Here is a 15,515-nt window from a genome sequence, read left to right on the forward strand (position 1 = left end):
AAAAAAATCCTCCCGAGGTTTTAAGTTCGGGAGGACATCAAGTGCGGAAGAAGGGACTCGAACCCCCACGCCTTGCGGCGCCAGATCCTAAGTCTGGTGCGGCTACCAATTACGCCACTTCCGCATTAGGATTTCTTTTGATGCCACAAAGATAGAAACCAAACCTATATCCTGCAAGTATTTTCTACTCTTTTTTTTATTTTTTTTCAATATTCTCCCAACCCCTTGCATAATTCATTATTATTCATTTACTTTGAATATCAAAGTACTTTTATGGAACAGAAAGATTTATTTAGAGAACTTGGACAGATCAGATCATTAATGGAAAAATCGTCCAAATTTGTTTCAATAAGCGGATTATCAGGTGTACTCATGGGCTGTTATGCTTTGCTGGGAACACTATTGGGATACTATATTCTACAGCAACCCGAAAGTACCGCGCTACTCTTGGGCGAAAATCTGAATAAGCCCCTACTGTTTTTAATGATTGCGCTCATCGTCCTCTTATCATCCCTGGTGACCGGCTGGCTAATGGCACGTAAAAAAGCGAGAAAAAATAAGCAGTCGATTTGGAACATTACAAGCAAATCTCTTTTATTTGCAGTTTCAATCCCCTTACTAACGGGTGGCATGATTTCCTTGTTGTTTTTTGTCCAAGGCTACTACCAGCTGATTGCTGCTATGCTCCTGATCTTTTATGGACTGGCACTGACTGCGGGTAGCATCTATACCTTTGCAGAAGCAAAAGGCCTGGGTATACTGGAAATCTGCCTGGGTTTGATTGGTATATGTTTCCCGGACAACGGCTTATTATTGTGGGGATTAGGATTTGGTGTGCTACACATCATCTATGGTTTTATCGTTTACAAAAAGTACGAATCGTGAAATTAGATCTTTCCTTATATGACAAAATATTTGAAAACAGGGTTCGCCTCCAAATTATGAGTGTTCTCGCTGCCAATGAAGAATATGATTTTAATTCATTGAAAGAATTGTTGGATGTAACCGACGGTAACCTTGCTTCCAACCTAAAAACATTGGAAAAAGAGGAATACATTAGTGTCGAAAAAAGCTTTGTAGACCGGAAGCCGAACACCCGATACAAAAGAACGACAAAAGGACTTAAAGCCTTTGAAAATCACCTTATTGCACTTGAAAATTTAATAAAGCAACAATACAAATAATTTTTTTATTCATTTACTTTGAAAATCAAAGTACTTTTAAAACATGATTAAATGAAAGGAATTCGATTAAAACTGATGCTGCACCTCTATAATTGGTCTTCCAAAGTATATGCAGACATCTTTAAATGGAACAAAAAAGCTTGGGGAATATCTAAGGCAAATTTTATGACCTACCCCGTTGGAAGCATCGGCCATAATCTGGGGCTCTTTTATGAAAGTAAAGGTTTCGATGTCATGCCCAAACTGGAAAATCACGATGTATTTCATATCCTGACTGAAACCGGAACAGAGATACAAGATGAAATTGCCATGCAATTCCTCTTACTTGGTAATGGAAAGATCAGCCTCTATCTTATGGCAATGATTTTTATTGGCGGAATCTTATTTCCCGAGCATTTCGGTTATTACAAAAGACATTTTCAGAAAGGTCGATCGCTCCAAAACTTCCATCATTTAGAATTTAAAGAAATCCTTCATTGGCAATTAACGGAGCTTCAAATTGCCTTATATAGTAAAAATATTCAAATAGATTTAAACAACTAAAATCATGGACTACAACAATTCATCATCGATAGAGCAATCGTCATTTTTTGAGAAAATCAGTAATTCCACTGTCCTAAAGTTATTTGTCATTTTCTTTCTTTCCCTGATATTGCTCATTCCACTTTCGTTAATAAGCGATTTAATAGAAGAACGGAAAAATAGGGAACAGGAAGTTTCTGGCGGTATTGCATTAAACTGGGGAAAGGAGCAGGTTATTTCCAGTCCTGTGTTGGCTATCCCCTATCGCGAGACTATACCACTTTCTGCCGAAAAAGCCGAAAAATCGAACCTTAGAGAAGAGCTGAAATGGATATTTGTATTACCCAAAACATCCAATATCACAACCGATATAACGCCACAGCATCTCTCTCGAGGTATTTATAATGCCGTAGTTTACAACAGCAACATCACATTAGACGGTTCTTTTGACAAAATATCCCTAGAAAAACTCGAGATCCCAAATGAGCAAATTGACTGGAAAGGCAGTAAGCTTATTTTCGGCATCCAGGATTTTAAAGGCTTAGGCAAGCGCCCATCCTTGAATTGGGATGGCAATGAATTGACTTTCGACCCAGACTTTAATAATCTCAAATTATTTACGCAAAATTTAGTCTGTCCTGTACCTTTGGATCCGCAGAAAACAGACAATCGTTTTAAGATAAAACTAAATCTAAAAGGATCCAAATCATTGAATTTTCTTCCGCTGGGTGATCAGACAAACATCCAGGCTAAGGGTAACTGGGCTAATCCAAGTTTCACAGGTGCATTCTTACCGGGCAAACGTAATACCGAAACCTCCAATTTTTCGGCTTCCTGGGAAATCCCTTCTTTCAGTCGGAAGCTGCCGCAACAATGGACAGGCGATGCCCGTTCGATCTTTCAGTTCGATAACAACCTCGAAAATGGAAATGAGGGCAATGAGCAAAAGCCAGCACAAGCCGTCAGCACTACAATTGCCTCTGCAAATAACCTATTGGATAACGCAGACATGATTACAATTAACTTCCTACCAGATATCAATAACTATCAAAAAACAACACGGGTCGCCAAATATGGTATTTTAGTTATCATCCTGACCTTTACTTCGCTCCTATTCACCGAGGTGATCAAGAAAAAACGGATCCATATCATCCAATATATTCTGATTGGAGCAGCTATGGTTCTTTTCTATACATTGCTGCTCGCGCTATCCGAGCATATTGGATTTAATCTAGCTTACTTAACGGCTTCAGTCGCTACAGTTATGTTGATTGGCAGTTTCATTAAATCAATTACCAAAGACCAGAAATCGGCGCTATTGCTGAGTTCTATTCTGGCTTTATTTTATCTTTTTATCTATATCCTCATGCAACTTCGGGATTATTCCCTTATCGCTGGAACAATTGGCATCTTTATCATTTTGGCGATTTTGATGCGCGTTTCAACAAAAATAAACTGGTATCAATTTGATAATAGCCATGTGGATCAATAAACAACGTCTTCGACTTTATTGGGTATTAATTCAGATACTATTAAAAAAATAAGGATTTACAATTCTAATAAGCCATTTCTAAATGAAAGAGATGGCTATTTTTTTACTCGACTTAGCATTTATGACCAAATTCTGTAACTTGCGAAGAAATTTTTCAGCGGCATAGATATGTTTAAACAGATGAAAAAACTTACAATACTTACATTAGCGATTATGGCGTGTAACCTAAGCAATGCGCAAGAAAGCAAAGACGGAAAAAATAACTCCAAATTAGTGTCGGAATCGCCACAACCGATCAACCCAACTACACTTTGGGACCTTGGTCGTGTTTCGGCCGAAGGACTTTCTGCAGACGGCAAAACATTGGTATACGGTGTTTCCAATTATAATCTGGAGAGCAATTCAAGTGAAAAAAATCTCTATACAGTTTCACTCACAAACGGGACTAGCAGTCAGTTCACCGACCAAAAAGGTGGTGAAACAGTCGTTCAGATCGAACCAAATGGCGACGTCATTTATTTGTTAAAGGGGCAGTTATGGAAGAAGAACCTATCTAAGGCTGAAGCAGTTCAATTGACGAATGGCGATATTGCTTTAGAAAATGTCAAGTTTTCTCCTGATGGAAAACAAATACTCTTCAGCCAGTCCGTGCTCGTAAAAAAATACCACAGCACAGATAAATATCCCGAACTACCAAAGTCGGACGTTTATATCTATGACAACTTAGACTACAGACATTGGGATACCTTCAATGATGGCAAATTCAGTCATCCTTTTGTGGCGAGTTATATTGATGGTAAAGTTGGCGAGCCGGTAGACCTATTAAAGGATCAAGCTTTCTACAGCCCTCAGGCACCATTTGGTGGCGCAGAAGATTTTGCCTGGTCTCCCGATAGCAAGGCAGTGCTCTATGTCTGTAAAAAGAAATTCGGAACAGATTATGCTGTCAGTACCAACACCGATATTTATCGCTATGATCTCGCTAGCGGAACGACGTCTAACCTGACAGAAGGAATGAATGGGTATGATACAGCCCCAACCTATTCTCCCGATGGGAAAAGCCTAACGTGGCTCAGCATGAAGACCGATGGTTATGAATCGGACAAAAATGACATCATGCTATTTGATAAGAATAGCTCGATTCGACTTAACCTAACAGCACATTGGGATGGTACCGTCAATAGTTTTATCTGGAGCAACGACAACCGGAAAATCTATTTTACAGCTGCAACGAAAGGCACAGTTCAATTATTTGAACTTGAAGTACCGACCAATATCAAAGCTAAAAGTTTACCAAAAATACATCAAATTTCAGAAGGTGACTTTGACATCACCGGTATTGTAGGCCAAGTAGCTGACAAATTAATCGTTAGCTCTACAAAGTTTACCCGTGCAACCGAAATCTTCAGCTTTGATCTAAAAACCAAATCTTTAACTCCGGTCACTAAAGTCAACGATGCAAAATATGCAAGCATTAGCGAAAACAAAATTGAAAAACGTATCGCAAAGGCATCCGATGGAGCCGATCTGTTTTCATGGGTAATCTATCCGCCAAACTTTGACCCTGCAAAAAAATATCCAACCATACTTTACTGTGAAGGCGGCCCTCAATCTGCCCTGACGCAATTTTACTCCTTCCGTTGGAATTTACAATTGATCGCATCACAAGGCTATATTGTCATCGCTCCAAACCGCAGGGGTATGCCTGGCTGGGGTGTAAAATGGAATGAAGCCATTTCTCAGGACTGGGGCGGTCAGCCAATCCGGGATTACTTGACAGCGATAGACGATATCTCCAAAGAATCCTATGTAGATACAACTCGTCGTGCGGCGATTGGAGCTAGTTATGGTGGGTACTCGGTTTATCAGCTAGCTGGCGTGCATCAAAACCGTTTCAAAACTTTCATTGCGCACAATGGTTTATTCGACATGAGAAGCTGGTACGGTACCACAGAAGAACTCTTTTTTGCCAATCACGAACTGGGTGGGGCGTACTGGGATAGCAAAAATGAGAAATCCTATACCGCATTCAACCCCATTGAAAAAGCAAATAATTGGCACACACCAATTTTAATCTTTCAAGGCGGAAAAGATTATCGTGTTCCAATCGGACAAGGGTTAGCGGCATTCCAATTGGCTCAGCTCAAAAAAATTAAGAGCCGCCTGGTCTACCTACCTGATGAAAATCACTGGGTACTGTCAGGACAAAACGCACAAGTTTGGCAAAGAGAATTCTTTACCTGGCTTAAGGAAACTTTATAACGAGATGTGCAAAATCCGCTTGTAAAATCAGGTATTTTCGCAACTGACAAAGTCGGCCTTCACCTGTTTAAATTCCAAAAAGCGTTACTCAGGGAGTGGACATATAAAAACAAAAAGCCTGCAATATGCAGGCTTTTTTATGTATCCCATTTGATCTGATTGCTAAATCTATTTCTCGCCTTTTTTTCCAAAGATGGAAAGTTTGATATATTTCCCGGGTTTCTCTTTCACATCCTTCATCAAATTATCCATTTCCTTTGAAGCATTATTGAGATTATTATATAACGCTTCGTCATTTAACAATAAACCAATAGATCCTTTACCACTATTGATTTTTCCCGTGATCTCCTGAAAATCATTGACTGCGGCATTTACTTTGTTCATGGTATGTTCAAAATCCAATCGGGCGGCCTTATCGGTAATATTATTCAGATTAGACATGATCGCATTGATTTTCTCGCCATTTTGTGAAAAATTGGATGTAATTGATTCGAGATTGGCCATGATTCGATTGAGTCTCCCCTTTTCATCCCCCACTAGACCTTCGACATCTTTGGTGATGCCTTCTACATTTTTCAAAGAAGTGGAAATGCTATGAATACTTCTTTTAAAGTCATCCTGAAATTGTTTGTCTAAGACATTATTGACAACCGATAATGTTGAATCCAGTTTAATGGTAATTGTTTCAATCCGTTTTTGAATGGGTTCAACCTTATCCATAATATTCGGTTGGACACCTGAAGCTAAAAAGTCTCCATCCTTTGCCAATTCCTTACTGTTGCCCATTTCGAAAACAATGGCCTTACTTCCCAACAAATCTGTGCTTGAAATCCGCGCAATTGTATTCTTTGGAACGTCATAATGGGAGTGTATTTTGAACTCTGTCTTAATTTTGCCATCAGGTAGGAGAATCATTTTTGATACACGGCCGATTTGATAACCATTTACTAAAACAGGTTTTGATGGAGTTAGGCCATCGACAGCTTCATAAGTTGTGTAATATGTGTTGTCGCTGCTAAAAACATCATTTCCTTTTAGAAAGCTATAGCCAATAAATAATAAAACTATCGCAACTGTTGCTAATATGCCGACTTTTGTCTCGTTTGAAATTTTCACAAATAATCTATTTAGTAATGATCATTAATTTAAGTTTAAAACAGCATAAAAGCAAATCTGTTTAGCGTTCTACAGAATTTTTATAAATTTTCAGAGCCGAAACTAAATTATTGACAATTTCCTGCTGCCCTTCATCAGACAATAGGTAGCTCTCTTCTTCTCTATTACTAATAAAGCCAATTTCTGTAAGCACAGCGGGCATACCTGCTTCAGCCAATACAGCTAAGCCTTTCTCCCAGAATCCTCTACTATATCGCCCTGCCTTCACATACTCACCTTCAATCATCTGCGCCAGACGAATACTTTTTTCACGGAATCGGTTTTTCATCAAGGAGAAGATGATAGCACTTTCAGGGTCTTTTGGATCGAATCCTTGATAATTTTCTTTATAGTTTGATTCCAGTAACAAGGACGCATTTTCACGAACTGCAGCATCTTGCTGTCCCAAACGATGCGAGCCAGAGACCAATGTTTCGGTACCATGTGCGCTAGCACCACTGGAATTACAGTGTATTGAAATAAATAAATCTGCTTTATTGGCATTCGCCAAGCGAATACGTTTGTAAAGCTCAACAAATTCATCCGTCGTTCTCGTGTAGATGATCTTGATACCCGGAATATCTTTCTGAATCTGCTTTCCCAATTTTAACGCAACTTCAAGGGCTACATTTTTCTCCAACGATCGCCGCCCTTGTGCTCCGGTATCTTTACCGCCATGGCCCGCATCAATTACAATCGTTTTTATTTGGTAGTCTGGAGGCACTGCTTGCCCATTGTTTAATGTGAAAGAATTCAATAAAAAAAATCCCAAAGTAGCGAACACAACACTACACCATTTTCTAATTCTTAAATCTGATTTCATTGAATAATTATTTGCTCTACTATAAACGAATCAAAATGCGTCAATATTATTTCTTTAATAGATAACGATATTTAACATATTTTCTATTGCTTTTTTGACTAATTTTGTCTCTCGAAGTTTAACATTATTTCACAAAAATAACATTTGTCTTTAATTTTGAAGTCGTTAATCAACATTTTAACACTATTTATCATTCTTGCAATGAGCAATGCTAGCTTTGCTCAAAGTAATATTCCATTAAAACAGAACGGACTTCAAGGTAAAGATCCTATTTGGGCGACCAATAAATCGCAAGATACGAGTAAATCGAAAACTGCAGATACGACCAAATCTGTAAACGATACAACCAAGAAAAAAGGAAGTGGTTTGCAGGCCGAAGTGAGCATTATTGCGGTTGACTCGCAGAAATCTGAAGTTGCCAAGAATATCAGTCACCTTTATCGCGGAGCAAAAGTAAAGTACCAAGATTTTGAACTTTCTGCCGATTATATCCGTCTTGATCGAAACAAGAAAAAGATTTTTGCTTCTGGGATCTACGACAAAAGTGGTAAATATGTAGGGCGTCCTATTGTCATCATGGGTAATGGTGAATCACCGAAAACAGTAGACTCACTTTATTATGATTACGAAAAACAAGAGGGAAATACCTACGGTATTATGACCGAAGTTGATGGTGGATTTATCCAGGCCAATATTGTGCGAAAGAATATCTACGACGAAATGTCTATTTACAAGGGATTATATAGTACCTGTAATCTACCTTATCCACATACCCATTTTGGAATTCATATCACCAAAGGAATTGTCACTAAAAATCAGATTATTTCTGGTCCGGCCTACCTTGTCGTGATGGGTGTACCGATGCCCGTGGCATTTCCATTTGCATTTTTCCCAAAACCAGATAAAAGAGCATCCGGGTTTCTCTTCCCTTCTTTTGGAGAAGATTATACCAGAGGATTCTCCATGCGGGATATCGGTTGGTATTTGGCCTTCAACGATTACTGGGACAGTGAGATTAGAGGTTCCTTGTATTCTAAAGGTTCGTGGGAAGCTTCCATCAATACGCGCTATACCGTCAACTATAAATTTAACGGTGGTTTTAATATCCGTTATGCTAATACCAAAACGGGTATTGAAGGAACATCTAATTATGGCTCCAATAAGGATTTTAATGTCACTTGGAACCATACTCAACGCCAGGAAGCCAATCCAGGAACATCTTTCTCTGCAAGTGTTAACTTTGGTACAAGTTCTTTCTTTCAAAATACCGGAACCGGAAGTACACAAAATACCTATGAAAATCTTGCCCGTAACCGTATGGGATCGTCCATCAGTTATGGAAAAGTATTTGCCGATGGTAAGGTAAACCTCACGGCCAGCTTAACGCATAACCAGGACATGGCTACACGCAGTATACAGATGAGTTTACCCAACATCAGCTTAAACGTATCCTCTTTTAATCCATTTGACAGCAAAGACCGTGTCGGTGAACAAAAATGGTATCAACGCATCAATGTCGGTTATAGTTTCCAGGCGCAAAACTCGGTCAGTACCATTGATACATTGTTGTTTAAACCAGGAGGTTTCAAAAAATTCCAAAATGGTTTCCAACACAATATTCCAATCAGTCTATCACTCAATGCTTTTAAATATTTCCAGTTCAATACCAGTGTAAACTATACCGAACGTTGGTATTTACAAAGTACGCGACAAAGCATCGACAATACCGCTGCAGGTTATAAACAACGTATCGATACCGTTCAGGGATTCAATCGTGCATACGATTACTCGGTATCGACCGGACTTTCGACCAAGGTTTATGGTAATTATTTCCCTAAAATAGGTAACCTTAAGCAGATCAGACACGTTGTTACACCGTCAATCAACCTGAACTATAGACCCGACTTTTCGGATCCAAAATATGGTTTCTATCAGCATTATAACGATCAATATGGAAACAGAAATGTATACTCAATCTTTAGCCAGGGTGTCTACGGTTCCCCTTCCGCAGGAAAATCTGCGGGGATAGGTTTCTCCATTGACAATAATATCGAAGCAAAGGTCAAAAGTAAATCTGACACCACGGATGGCGGTATGAAGAAAATCCCTATTCTTCAAGGTCTGACGTTCAGTGGAAATTACAACTTTGTGGCCGACTCGCTAAAGTTGTCCCCAATTACTTTCTCTGGCCGTACAGCTTTTTTCGACCAAAAGATGAATGTAAACTTCAACGGTACATTTGATCCTTATTCGGTCAACGAAAATGGTGTCCGTGTCAATCGCTACGCCATTAAAGACGGTAGCCTTGCGCGCCTGACAAACTTTGGTCTTTCCTTTGACTATAGTCTGAATCCTAAGGCTGCGAAATCACGTAATAACAATATTGATTCTTTAAGAAAAGAAATGACAGGAGCGGGTATGACTCCCGAACAGGCACAAGCCTTAGCTCGAATCAGCTCAGATCCAAACGCATTTGTGGACTTTAACATCCCATGGAACCTTGCGGCATCGTTCAGTTTCAATATGGCAAAATCGTTCAACTCCAGTACACGAAGAATGCAGAGCCAGATCACAAGCACATTGAATTTACATGGCGACTTCAGTGTTACGCCAAAATGGAAAGTCACCTTTCAATCGGGGTACGATTTCAAACAGAAGGAAGTGGTCATGACCTCTTTCAATATCTATCGCGATCTGCATTGTTGGGATATGTCATTTGGCTGGATGCCTTTTGGGCGGTTCCGAAGCTACAACGTCACCATTCGTGCCAAGGCATCGATCTTACAAGATCTTAAGCTCACAAAAAGAGCCAGTTCAGGAGGCAGTTATTTTTAAAATAACTGCTTTTTTTTTGAAATGTTATATTCATATTGGCCAAAAAGAATTTTCAGTTTCTTTTCAAAAAAATTCTTCCATCAAATACATCTTAAACATTTCGTTGAGCCGCAATTTTATGTAAGTTTATATACTGAATCTTCTGGGATTGAATTTTCATTTTTTAGGCGCTAGCGCATGGACATTTTAACACCAGAAGATTGAGAAAATCAAACACGATACATACCCACATATGTATTTTTCACCGTAGGGATGTGTCGCATAATTATTTTAAAGATGAAAGCAGAGATTATTACCATAGGCGATGAGATTCTCATCGGTCAGATTATTGATACCAATTCAGGCTGGATTGCCAAACAACTGCTCCAATTCGAAGTCGATATCGTTCAAATGACATCGATCCCTGATACAGAAGAGGCTATTTCAACGACATTGAAAGAGGCTTCAACGCGGGCAGATCTTATTTTAATCACTGGAGGCCTGGGGCCGACGAAAGATGATGTGACAAAAAAAACGGCCGCAGCATATTTTGGAACCACCTTGATCCGCGATGAGCATGTACTTCGGCATGTGACCAACATATTTGAATCGCGCAATCTAACAATGCTCGACATCAATCTACAGCAGGCCGATGTTTTAGCAAATTGTGAGGTCCTATTTAACGACTATGGCACCGCGCCCGGCATGCTGGTCCATCAGGACCAAAAGAGGTTTATTTTTATGCCTGGCGTGCCCTTTGAGATGAAATTTCTGATGGAAAAACATGTGCTGCCACTATTAGCCAAACAGGATCCTGACTTATTTATCTGTCACGAGACCATTTTGGTTGGCGGAATCGGAGAATCATATTTGGCAGAAGAAATAAAGGATATCGAAGCAGAACTTCCTTCCAGCATAAAATTGGCCTATCTACCAACCTTGGCCTTTATCCGATTGAGACTCTCTGGAAAAAGCAGGAATAAATCTGACATTATGCTCCAGGTTGCCCTTTTTAAAACAAAGCTACTCCATCGTTTACAACACCATGTCATCGCGGACTATGACACAAGCATCGAGCCCTATCTGATTAAAGAGCTTGGCCGCCGAGGTGCTACATTGACTACTGCAGAAAGTTGTACCGGGGGTAGCCTCGCCGCTTCAATAACCGCTGTAGCGGGAAGCAGCACGATATTCCTTGGTGGTACCATCCCCTACTCCAACGCGTTAAAACAACAATTGTTGAACGTCGAGGAAGAAACACTGATCCAATATGGAGCAGTAAGTGAGCAGACTGCTATCGAAATGGCTTTCGGTTCAAAAAAGGCATTTTCTTCCGACTATGCTATTGCGACAACTGGAATAGCGGGGCCAGGTGGTGGAACAGCTGAGAAACCAGTTGGCACTATTTGGGTGGCTGTTGCCGGGAAAAAGGAAATTTTAACCAAGAAGTTTCAATTTGATAACGACAGACTGATCAACATCGAACGTACCCGTATGAATGCTTTATTACTTCTATGGAAGTTGCTTGTAAAAGAAAAAGAACAGGATACACAATAAAGTAAAATAATATTTCAAAAAACACGTTATTTAAGGAATAATATTTTAAATTGTTGAAAGTAAACCACAATTTATTTAACTTCGTTTTTCTATAACGAGATTGCTAAAAAATATGGCTTTATATAAACTCTTGCTCCCAAAAATGGGAGAAAGTGTATCCGAGGCAACAATCACAAAATGGTTAAAACAACCTGGTGACCTGATTGAGGAAGATGACACTTTATTGGAAATTGCAACTGACAAAGTTGATTCAGAGGTACCTTCCCCTGTAAAAGGTGTTTTAAAAGAGCATTGCTATACTGTAGACCAGACTGTCCAAGTTGGTGAAGTCGTTGCAATTATAGAAATTGAAGGCGAAAATGAAGAACCTGCGATTCAAGCACAAGAAAATATCGCTCCTTCAGCGGCAACTCCCGAAGAGATCATAGCATTGAACATCCCAGGTGTAGACCAGCTGCCCAATTTAACAGCTGAAATTCCATCTTCTTCATACGAAAATACCCTTCGCTTTTATTCACCTTTAGTGAAAAATATAGCACGCCACGAAGGATTGTCCCAGGATGAACTTGACCGTATCCAGGGTACCGGAGCAGAGGGAAGAGTGACTAAGGAAGATATTTTAACGTATGTATCGCATCGGGATTCCTCCTCAAAATCGACAAAAGCCATTCCGGCAGAGCACACGAATACTAGCACGGGCATGGGTACGGATTCTCCAAAAATAACCTCCGCCGCTCCGTCGCATGTTCACACCGTTGCCAATGGCAGTGATGAAATCATTGAAATGGACCGTATGCGGAGATTAATAGCAGACCATATGGTCAAAAGCGTACAGACCTCTCCCCATGTATGTTCTTTTGTTGAGGCAGATGTCACCAATTTAGTTTTGTGGCGCAATAAAGTTAAAGATGCCTATAAAAAACGCGAAGGAGAAAACATCACGTTTACCCCTTTGTTTATCGAGGCTATTAGCAAGGCTCTCAAAGATTTTCCATTGGTCAATATATCGATCGACGGTTACAATATCATCAAGAAGAAAAACATCAATATTGGTATGGCTGCAGCATTGCCTAATGGCAATCTCATCGTTCCGGTCATCAAAAATGCTGATCAATTAAGCTTAGTAGGGTTGAGTAAAAGTGTCAACGACCTCGCACAACGGTCACGGGCGAATAAATTGAAGCCTGACGATACCCAAGATGGTACATTTACATTCACCAATATCGGCGCTTTCGGTAATATTATGGGAACGCCTATCATTAACCAACCGCAAGCTGCAATCTTGGCTGTCGGTACCATTACGAAAAAACCAGCGGTCATAGAAACAGAGTATGGCGATATGATTGGTATTAGACATATGATGTATCTGTCACTCTCTTACGATCACCGTGCAATCGATGGTGCCCTCGGAGGTACTTTCTTAAAACGTGTGGCCGACTACCTGGAAAACTGGGATAGCAATAGAGTAATCTAGCAATCAGAATAAAAAAACGGCTCTTAACAGAGCCGTTTTTTGTTATTTAGTATATACTTTTTGTTACTTAAACATACTTTGTTCGAACTGTATTTTTTTCTTCTTAATCACCAATTGAAACCGCAGGTACAGTAAAAGCGAAGAGCTTAGCAGGCCCAGCGTTAACCCGTACCAAATCCCCTTGATACCCCAGTTAAACACGACGCCCATGAGGTAGCCGCTTGGTAGCCCAATAATCCAATAAGCGATAAATGTGATTAGGGTTGGTATATTCACATCCCCCATCCCACGTAACACTCCCAGACCGACAACTTGCGTACCATCAAACAATTGGAAAAGGCCCGCAATAATCAACAGCTGAGAAGCAATAATCACCACAGCATGATCTGAGGTAAAGATATAAGGCAAATAATCATTCAATAGCGCGAACAAAGACGCTGTAATCACCATAAAAATCAACACCAATTGATACGACGTGATGGCAAATCGTTCGAGACGAAAAAGATTTCGATTACCATAACTATTCCCCACCTTGATTGTTGCAGCAGCAGCAATACCACTTGCCATCATATACGTCATCGCGGCCAGCTGTATGGCTACTTGATGAGAAGCTTGCGCTGTCGCACTTATGGTACCCGCTAATAAGGATGCCCCTGCAAAAGCCCCAATTTCAAAGACATATTGCATAGCCACGGGTGCCCCGATCCGTACGATCTTCAACAATCGCTCCCGATCGACCAATGTCACTTTAAAGTATTGAATATATCCTTTAAATTTCTGCGATCGCAAGACATAGGTCATCATCACAGACATCATTAACACACGGTCGATCAATGTACTGTATCCGACTCCCTTGACCCCCATTGGGCTGATGCCAAACATCCCTTTGACAAAGATGATCGCCAAAATAATGTTCAGTACATTCCCCCAAATAGTTACATTCATCGCTTGCTTAGTAAACCCCAGGCCTTCAGCAAATTGCTTAAAGGTGCTAAATACCATTAATGGAAGCATCGATAAACTCAGAATAAGCAAATAAGGCTTTGCCTCCTTCACCACAGCCGGATCTTGGTTGAGGTGATCGATCGCCAACATTGAACCAAAATAGACCAATGCGAATAACAAGAGTCCCGCAATAATATTTAACCAAAAGCTATTAGACAACAAAATAGCACATTCTTTTTTATTATCACGGCCATTCTCTTGCGCAATCAATGGCGTGATGCCATACGCTATGCCCAAACCAATGACCATAACAACCATAAAAACAGCATGTACCAACGAAACTGCCGCCAATGGAATGGTTCCTGCAAAATGTCCAACAATCACACTATCTGCGGTATGCACCAGCGTATGTCCCAATTGTGAGATCACCACTGGCCCCGCCAATACCATCGTACTTTTGTAATACGGTTTAAATGTTTTAAATTTTCCCAACATAATCGATTTCCCCAAAAAATAGCCACAAAAATACGAAGATATTTCCGCCCTATCGTCATATTAAAAAATATTTAGCAAAAATATAACAATTTACACCCATCAAATAACCGCACTTTGTTAAGTAATTTTTATGTTTCAAATACCTTAAAATTATCTTAAATTTACTTTTGGGTCTAAGAACTATAGAAATATAAATGTACCTTAGCATCTAGTTAGTAATCAAAAGAAGAGGAAAAAGAGTATGTACAATCCAGTAATAGCATTTCTAAACATCGGAACACAAGAGATGATCTTAATTGTGTTTGCAATCTTGTTACTTTTTGGAGGCAAAAAACTTCCTGAATTGGCGAGAGGTTTAGGAAGAGGAATACGTGAGTTCAAAGATGCATCAGAAGGTATCAAACGTGAAATTTCAGATCAGATCAATAATTTCGAGAAAGACATAGACGTTAAAACAGAAGTAAAAGAAGAAGTTGTTCCTAATGATGTTCGTTTGGCTGAAGAGCAGGCTCAAGCAGCACACGAAGAAGGGGCTAAGCCCCAGGAAGCCGTCGAAGGTTCAGAAACAGATCAACCAAAGAAAAAATATGAATTCACAACACCTGCCGGTGTCGTCGAACATAACCCACATAAACAACCCGATTACGGCGAAGAGCCATCTCACATCACGTACGGGTATAACGATCATTTTGCTGAAACGAAAAACAACGAGGTAGAAGATAAAAAAGTTCCTGAGCAGGACAATACCAGTAAACCTGCTTAATTTTACTACTTTAGTTTATAATTAGATAT

The 15,515-nt window shown here is 39.8% G+C and carries 12 protein-coding genes and 1 tRNA gene; 9 read left to right on the forward strand and 4 right to left on the reverse strand.

The window, feature by feature from the left end:
• Positions 1–42: 42 nt before the first annotated feature.
• Positions 43–124: transfer RNA gene (locus B3E92_RS22640), tRNA-Leu, on the reverse strand.
• 149 nt (positions 125–273) lie between these two features.
• On the opposite strand from B3E92_RS22640, the gene B3E92_RS22645 reads away from it, so the two are divergent.
• The 5 genes from B3E92_RS22645 (at position 274) to B3E92_RS22665 (ending at position 5,460) form a co-directional block, all read left to right on the forward strand.
• The gene (locus B3E92_RS22645) at positions 274–885 is read left to right on the forward strand and encodes a hypothetical protein (protein ID WP_070564906.1); all 612 of its coding nucleotides are present in this window, start codon (positions 274–276) and stop codon (positions 883–885) included.
• On the forward strand, positions 882–1,184 hold the full coding sequence (locus B3E92_RS22650) for a winged helix-turn-helix domain-containing protein (RefSeq protein WP_046673956.1): 303 nt from the start codon (positions 882–884) through the stop codon (positions 1,182–1,184). Before B3E92_RS22645 ends, B3E92_RS22650 begins: the two co-directional genes overlap by 4 nt.
• Positions 1,185–1,235: 51 nt before the next feature.
• On the forward strand, positions 1,236–1,727 hold the full coding sequence (locus B3E92_RS22655; protein WP_070564903.1) for a hypothetical protein: 492 nt from the start codon (positions 1,236–1,238) through the stop codon (positions 1,725–1,727).
• Between the two features lie 4 nt (positions 1,728–1,731).
• Positions 1,732–3,198: a cell envelope integrity protein CreD gene (creD, locus tag B3E92_RS22660; RefSeq protein ID WP_115049684.1), complete on the forward strand. Its 1,467-nt coding sequence runs from the start codon at positions 1,732–1,734 to the stop codon at positions 3,196–3,198.
• Positions 3,199–3,378: 180 nt separating this feature from the next.
• Positions 3,379–5,460, forward strand: coding sequence for a S9 family peptidase (locus tag B3E92_RS22665; RefSeq protein WP_115050747.1), 2,082 nt, complete (start codon positions 3,379–3,381; stop codon positions 5,458–5,460).
• 168 nt (positions 5,461–5,628) lie between these two features.
• Here the strand turns inward: B3E92_RS22665 and B3E92_RS22670 are convergent, their stop codons facing one another.
• Positions 5,629–6,576, reverse strand: a complete 948-nt coding sequence (locus B3E92_RS22670; protein WP_046673953.1) for an MlaD family protein — start codon at positions 6,574–6,576, stop codon at positions 5,629–5,631.
• Positions 6,577–6,637: 61 nt separating this feature from the next.
• Positions 6,638–7,438, reverse strand: coding sequence for an N-acetylmuramoyl-L-alanine amidase family protein (locus tag B3E92_RS22675; protein WP_046673952.1), 801 nt, complete (start codon positions 7,436–7,438; stop codon positions 6,638–6,640).
• Between the two features lie 201 nt (positions 7,439–7,639).
• Between B3E92_RS22675 and B3E92_RS22680 the strand changes: the two genes are divergently transcribed.
• The 3 genes from B3E92_RS22680 (at position 7,640) to B3E92_RS22690 (ending at position 13,283) form a co-directional block, all read left to right on the forward strand.
• Entirely contained in the window at positions 7,640–10,273 is a 2,634-nt protein-coding gene (locus B3E92_RS22680) for a putative LPS assembly protein LptD (protein WP_236560120.1), read from the forward strand.
• A 276-nt stretch (positions 10,274–10,549) separates the two neighbouring features.
• Complete coding sequence (locus B3E92_RS22685; protein WP_286898428.1) at positions 10,550–11,809, forward strand: competence/damage-inducible protein A; 1,260 nt, start codon at positions 10,550–10,552, stop codon at positions 11,807–11,809.
• Positions 11,810–11,921: 112 nt separating this feature from the next.
• On the forward strand, positions 11,922–13,283 hold the full coding sequence (locus B3E92_RS22690) for a dihydrolipoamide acetyltransferase family protein (protein ID WP_070564890.1): 1,362 nt from the start codon (positions 11,922–11,924) through the stop codon (positions 13,281–13,283).
• Positions 13,284–13,346: 63 nt separating this feature from the next.
• Here B3E92_RS22690 and B3E92_RS22695 read toward each other — a convergent pair whose 3' ends face one another.
• The gene (locus tag B3E92_RS22695) at positions 13,347–14,723 is read right to left on the reverse strand and encodes an MATE family efflux transporter (protein WP_070564888.1); all 1,377 of its coding nucleotides are present in this window, start codon (positions 14,721–14,723) and stop codon (positions 13,347–13,349) included.
• 241 nt (positions 14,724–14,964) lie between these two features.
• Between B3E92_RS22695 and B3E92_RS22700 the strand changes: the two genes are divergently transcribed.
• A complete protein-coding gene (locus tag B3E92_RS22700; protein ID WP_070564886.1) occupies positions 14,965–15,486 on the forward strand; it encodes a Sec-independent protein translocase subunit TatA/TatB in 522 nt (173 codons plus the stop codon).
• Positions 15,487–15,515 lie beyond the last annotated feature (29 nt).

It is taken from the genome of Sphingobacterium sp. UBA6317, from assembly GCF_002440385.1.
Classification (GTDB): Bacteria; Bacteroidota; Bacteroidia; order Sphingobacteriales; family Sphingobacteriaceae; genus Sphingobacterium; species Sphingobacterium multivorum.

What these genes read in the sequence shown, in the direction of transcription:
- B3E92_RS22645 (WP_070564906.1), top strand. Translation starts at nt 274, where the DNA reads ATGGAACAGAAAGATTTATTTAGAGAACTTGGACAGATCAGATCATTA.
- B3E92_RS22655 (WP_070564903.1), top strand. Translation starts at nt 1,236, where the DNA reads ATGAAAGGAATTCGATTAAAACTGATGCTGCACCTCTATAATTGGTCT.
- creD (WP_115049684.1), top strand. Translation starts at nt 1,732, where the DNA reads ATGGACTACAACAATTCATCATCGATAGAGCAATCGTCATTTTTTGAG.
- B3E92_RS22665 (WP_115050747.1), top strand. Translation starts at nt 3,379, where the DNA reads ATGAAAAAACTTACAATACTTACATTAGCGATTATGGCGTGTAACCTA.
- B3E92_RS22675 (WP_046673952.1), bottom strand. Translation starts at nt 7,438, where the DNA reads ATGAAATCAGATTTAAGAATTAGAAAATGGTGTAGTGTTGTGTTCGCT.
- B3E92_RS22680 (WP_236560120.1), top strand. Translation starts at nt 7,640, where the DNA reads ATGAGCAATGCTAGCTTTGCTCAAAGTAATATTCCATTAAAACAGAAC.
- B3E92_RS22685 (WP_286898428.1), top strand. Translation starts at nt 10,550, where the DNA reads ATGAAAGCAGAGATTATTACCATAGGCGATGAGATTCTCATCGGTCAG.
- B3E92_RS22690 (WP_070564890.1), top strand. Translation starts at nt 11,922, where the DNA reads ATGGCTTTATATAAACTCTTGCTCCCAAAAATGGGAGAAAGTGTATCC.
- B3E92_RS22695 (WP_070564888.1), bottom strand. Translation starts at nt 14,723, where the DNA reads ATGTTGGGAAAATTTAAAACATTTAAACCGTATTACAAAAGTACGATG.
- B3E92_RS22700 (WP_070564886.1), top strand. Translation starts at nt 14,965, where the DNA reads ATGTACAATCCAGTAATAGCATTTCTAAACATCGGAACACAAGAGATG.